Raw genomic sequence first — 5,007 nt, forward strand, 5'->3', positions numbered from 1 at the left:
GAACGCACCACAGCTTGTCGGAAAAGTAGCGCGCGGGACGAAGTATGACAATGGCAAAGAGATGAGGGTCGCCGCCTAGTATCTTTTTACACACCTATTGACAACGGCTCAGCGACGCGATTGTTTGTTCGATAAAAGGAGTGCGTAAAATTGGACAGCCGATGTCAATTACGTCCAACATAGGTTGAAACGTGATAACATAACGACGATTCATCGGCAAAACAAACGGCAGAAATGCGAGTAGCACTGGTTCACGATTGGTTGACGGGGACGCGCGGCGGCGAAAAATGCCTCGAAGTGTTGTGCGAGCTATTTCCTGAGGCCGATCTCTATACGCTTGTTTATGTCCCTGAGAAAGTCTCGCCCGCGATAGCACGGATGAATATCCGGCCGTCGTGGCTTAACCGCTTGCCGCTGATCGCGCGCACCTACCGCTACTACCTGCCACTCATGCCGCGCGCGATTGAGGGCTTCGATTTGCCCGGCTATGACTTGATTCTCTCTAGCAGCCACTGTGTGGCCAAAGGGGTCTTCCCCCGTCGCGCGTTGCATATCGCTTATATCCACGCGCCCATGCGCTATGTCTGGGATCAGCACGACGCTTATTTCGCCAGCGAGGGTTGGTCTCTGGCTCAATCGGGCATGGCATTGTGCCGGCGCTACTTGCAGCGTTGGGATGTGGCTTGCGCCGATCGAGTGGATTATTTCGTAGCGAATTCAAACAACGTGGGCGATAAAATTCGCAAACTCTACGGGCGCGAGGCGACGACTATCTACCCACCGGTGGAGGTCGATCGTTTCCTTCTGGGCGGTGCATCGAAGGATTATTATTTAGTCGTGTCAGCGTTGGTTCCGTACAAGCGCGTCGACCTGGCGATCGCCGCCTGCAATCGGCTGGGTGCGCCGTTAAAAATCGTCGGCGATGGGCCGCTGCGCCAACGTTTGCAGCGACTCGCCGGGCCAAATGTTGAATTTCTCGGGTGGGTTCACGATCAACAGCTGGCGCAGCTTTATTCAGATTGCAAGGCGTTACTCTTCCCAGGCGAAGAGGATTTTGGCATTGTGGCGTTAGAAGCGCAGGCTTGTGGCCGCCCTGTGATCGCCTATGGCAAAGGCGGGGTCCTGGAAAGCGTCATCGGAGTGGGAGCAAACGTTGCCCATCCGACTGGCGTTTTCTTTCCCGAGCAGACAGAGGCGAGCCTGATAGAAGCAATCAAAGGTTTTGAGCGCAGCATGAGCACCTTTGACCCGGTCTGCCTGCGGGCTCACGCCGCGAAGTTTTCGCGCGAGCGTTTCAAGGATGAAATTGCGCGGTTTATCGCCGAAAAACTCCGCGAGCGAGGGATAGTGAGACGAGAATGCTAAAGCGCCACCACGAATTTTTCAAAAGCTTGATGCTTTTGAGCGATCTCGTCTTTGTAAGCGCCGCTTGGTGGTGTGCGTTCTGGGCGAGATTCCATTCCGGTTTGCTGCCGGCGCTCGAAGGTTACGTTTTCAATCACTATCTCATCGCTTGGCTGCTCATTCTCGGTGCCTGGACTTTTGTGTTTCGGCTGATGGACTTCTATCGGCCGCGGCGCATCTCTACCCATGGTCGTGAGTTTGTCGATCTGGTCAAGGCTTCGCTGTTGGCGCTGCTGACTTTTTTGGGCATCATTTTTATCATGCGTGATCTCGTCTTGTCGCGCATCGCCGTGCTGCTTTTCTGGTGCAGTAGCTTGGTGTTCGTCACTGCGAGTCACGTTACGTTCCGCGAAGGACTGCGTTATCTGCGCCGCCGCGGCCACAACCTGCGCCATGTGCTGATTGTCGGTACCGCCGCAGAGGTTCGCCAAATGGTTGAGAGGTTGACCTGGTATCGCCACTTGGGCCTTCGGGTTGTCGGCGTGCATTTGACCGAGCGCGGCGGGGACGCCATCGTTCCCAAGGGGGTGCGGTTGATTGCCGACCGCGCCAAGCTCGTGCGCCAGGTGAAGTCGGGCGGCATCGATCGGATATTCGTTACACTGCCGCTTGAGCAGGCTTCGCTGCTGCCGGAAATTCAGGCCTGGTTCGGCGATGAGCCGTTGACGATGCATTTCGTGCCTAATTTAGGCGCGTTAGCAAAATTGCGCGGCAGCATGGAAGAGTTTGACGGCCTGTCGATCATGACGCTGCAGAGCTCGCCTCTCTACGGGTGGGATGCGATTGTGAAGCGAACCATGGATATCGCGCTTAGCACGTTGGCACTCGCACCGGCGGCCCTGCCGATGATGATCATAGCGCTGTTGATCAAGCTGACATCGCCCGGGCCGGTTTTTTATCGGCAAGAACGCATGGGGCTCGATGGCCGGCGCTTTGTCATGATCAAATTTCGCACAATGGTGCAAGGCGCGGAAGACGAAACCGGCCCGACTTGGGCTGCCGCCGAGGACCCGCGCGTGACTCCGGTTGGGCGTTGGCTGAGACGCATGAGCTTGGATGAACTGCCACAGCTGGTGAATGTTCTGCGCGGCGAGATGAGCCTGGTTGGGCCGCGTCCCGAGCGGCCCCCCTTGATCGAAGAATTTCGCAAGACCATCCCTGCCTACATGTTGCGACATAAAGTCAAAGCCGGCATGACCGGCTGGGCGCAAATCAATGGCTGGCGCGGCAACACGTCGCTGCAAAAGCGTATTGACCATGACATCGCCTATATCGAGAGCTGGTCGGTTTGGCGCGACGTGAAAATTCTGACGTGGACCTTGCTCGGCGGGTTCCGCAACTGAGCCAGCAATCCCTTTCGCTCTAGGATCTTGGTTCGTGTCTAACCAGACTACAGTCGGAAATCGTCAGACGTCCTTGGCGCGGCTAGTCTGGGCATGGGAGGCTTGCATCCGCACTGCGCTGGCTGTCAGCGTTGTGTTGATAGGCGTTGGGCGCATCGATTTTCTCAGCCCGTTGCCGGGTTTGAGCGCGTGGAGCGTATCGCGTACGACGTTTTTCTTCTGGTTGATCGGTCGTCTCTATTTTTTCTGGCGCACGCGCACTCATTGGAATTTAACTTGGTCCGAGTGTCGGCCGCTGCTGCTTTTTCTCGCCGCGGCGGTGTTTTCGCTCGTGCCCAGCTTCCAGGATCTGGGCGATTTCCGCTATCTGTTTTTCGCCCTCGGCCACGGTGTCATGGTGTTGGATGTGCTTCGCAAAGAAACAGAACAGCGCTTTGTGATTGTCGGGCTTGGCTTGCTGCCGGCGTTGGTGTTGCTGCGCGGTCTTTTTGCCAACCCCGCCATACTCGATTTCAGCCTGACTCAACGATTGGGATACCCATTGGATCATGCCAACACGGCGGGGCATCTTTTGGCCATGAGCTTGCCGCTTAGCGTGGCGTTGTTGCTCTCGTCTCTGGCACGGTGGCGTCTGTTGGCGGCGGGGGCTGCCGTCGCGCAGCTCATTGCCTTGTTGTTGACCTATTCGCGCGGGGCGTGGCTAGGGGTTGCCGGAGCGATGGCGTTTCTACTCGTGGCGCTGGGCACGCGGAAAGAGTTCTTGTTGATACTCGTGTCGGTCGTGGTGCTGCTGTCGGCTGTTGAGCCCGTGCGCGAGCGCATGCTGGGCATTGTTGCTATGGGCAACGACCAAGCTACTACGGATCGGATCTCGCGCATGAGCGACGCTCTGCGCGTCGGCATGGCGAATCCGGTCTTAGGCGTCGGCTATGGCCGCGGCCGCTTGAAGGCGGCCATCCGAGCCAATCCCGCGAGTGAAACCAGCGTGAACGAACCGATCTGGCATAGTCACAACCACTATTTGGAATTGTTCGCCGGCACCGGCATCATTGGCCTTGGCGCTTATCTGTGGTTACTCGTCAAGGCTTTTGCAAATACCTCGCGCAAAGTGAATCAGACTTTGAACGACGATAGGATCTTGACACTCGGGCTGGCGGCTTCAGCCGTTGCCATGCTGCTTTGCGGTCTGGGCGACGTCACATTCCATCACCATGAAACGCGCTTGTTTTGTTTTACTCTATTGGCCTTGATGTTGCTTGCTCACAATCCAGAGCGTAGTACTGGCCAGAACACCAAGTGAGTTTGCCGCAGTTTGATTTTTTGTTATGATCTCGAATACTCATGAAATCTGAACTATTGCATCGGGAACACAAGGTCGAAAAGCCTTGGGGCTATGAGCTTATCTGGGCGCATACTGCACGCTATGTGGGGAAAATCCTCCATATCAACAAGGGCCATCGACTGAGCTATCAGTACCATAATATCAAAGACGAGACGATTCGTTTGCTGTCCGGTCATCTCGAGGTGGAGACCGAAGAGAACGGTGCACGAAAAACCCTGACGCTCAAACAAGGCGAGTCGCTGCACATCGTGCCGCTTATGCGCCATCGGATGATCGCCGTCGAAGATTGTGACGTTTTGGAAGTCTCGACGCCTGAGTTGGAAGACGTTGTGCGGCTGGAGGACGATTACCGCCGCGAGGATCGCGAAGCGTAGAGAAAGTTTCCCATGGAACCTTCTTCGAGCCTGGCACGGAAGCTGATCGACCAGCAGCTGATCTCGGATGACGAGATGGAGCGCGTGGTCAAACTGCAAGCCGAGCAGCAGGCGCCGCTGACGCGTTTGGTCGTCGAGCTGGGCTTTCTCTCGGAAGACGATCGGCTGCCGGTCTTGCGCGATCACTATTCGCTGCCGCTGATCTCGTTAAAGGATCTGCCGGCGACGCCGCTGCCGATTGAGTTTAACCCGGGCATCGCCGAGTTTTTGCGCACGGCGCACGTAGTGCCCTTGAAGATCGAAGGGCGCGACCTCGTGGTTGCGACCAGCAACCCGCTGGAGCTTTCGCGCCTGCACGCTTTGGAAGTGGCGACCGGCATGCGCGTCAAGCCGGTGCTCGCCAAGGACAAAGACATCACTGTCCCACTCTGGGAGGGTTGAAGCCCTCGCCTTTAGGCGACGGCTTTAGCACGTTTTGGCGGAGCTGTGGTAATGTCTGCGGATGAAAGAATATCGACGCGGAGCGCACACCGTATTCGAAATC

General features: G+C 56.7%; 5 protein-coding genes. All 5 read left to right on the forward strand.

Annotation, left to right across the window (positions count from 1 at the left end; translation table 11 throughout):
- Positions 1-234 precede the first annotated feature (234 nt).
- The 5 genes from FJ145_26435 to FJ145_26455 all read left to right on the forward strand — a co-directional run bounded on the left by FJ145_26435 (position 235) and on the right by FJ145_26455 (position 4,904).
- Positions 235-1,365 (forward strand): glycosyltransferase family 4 protein, encoded by a 1,131-nt coding sequence (locus FJ145_26435; GenBank protein ID MBM4264949.1) that lies wholly within the window; start codon positions 235-237, stop codon positions 1,363-1,365.
- On the forward strand, positions 1,359-2,747 hold the full coding sequence (locus tag FJ145_26440) for an undecaprenyl-phosphate glucose phosphotransferase (protein MBM4264950.1): 1,389 nt from the start codon (positions 1,359-1,361) through the stop codon (positions 2,745-2,747). Before FJ145_26435 ends, FJ145_26440 begins: the two co-directional genes overlap by 7 nt.
- A 73-nt stretch (positions 2,748-2,820) precedes the next feature.
- The gene (locus FJ145_26445) at positions 2,821-4,047 is read left to right on the forward strand and encodes a hypothetical protein (protein ID MBM4264951.1); all 1,227 of its coding nucleotides are present in this window, start codon (positions 2,821-2,823) and stop codon (positions 4,045-4,047) included.
- 41 nt (positions 4,048-4,088) lie between these two features.
- On the forward strand, positions 4,089-4,463 hold the full coding sequence (locus FJ145_26450; GenBank protein ID MBM4264952.1) for a cupin: 375 nt from the start codon (positions 4,089-4,091) through the stop codon (positions 4,461-4,463).
- A 12-nt stretch (positions 4,464-4,475) separates the two neighbouring features.
- Positions 4,476-4,904: a hypothetical protein gene (locus FJ145_26455; protein ID MBM4264953.1), complete on the forward strand. Its 429-nt coding sequence runs from the start codon at positions 4,476-4,478 to the stop codon at positions 4,902-4,904.
- Positions 4,905-5,007: the final 103 nt, after the last annotated feature.

The organism is Deltaproteobacteria bacterium (assembly GCA_016874755.1).
In the GTDB taxonomy this organism is placed as follows: domain Bacteria; phylum Desulfobacterota; class Binatia; order UBA9968; family UBA9968; genus DP-20.

Coding starts and splice junctions, on each gene's coding strand:
- FJ145_26440 (MBM4264950.1), top strand. CDS start 1,359: ATGCTAAAGCGCCACCACGAATTTTTCAAAAGCTTGATGCTTTTGAGC.
- FJ145_26450 (MBM4264952.1), top strand. CDS start 4,089: ATGAAATCTGAACTATTGCATCGGGAACACAAGGTCGAAAAGCCTTGG.
- FJ145_26455 (MBM4264953.1), top strand. CDS start 4,476: ATGGAACCTTCTTCGAGCCTGGCACGGAAGCTGATCGACCAGCAGCTG.
- FJ145_26435 (MBM4264949.1), top strand. CDS start 235: ATGCGAGTAGCACTGGTTCACGATTGGTTGACGGGGACGCGCGGCGGC.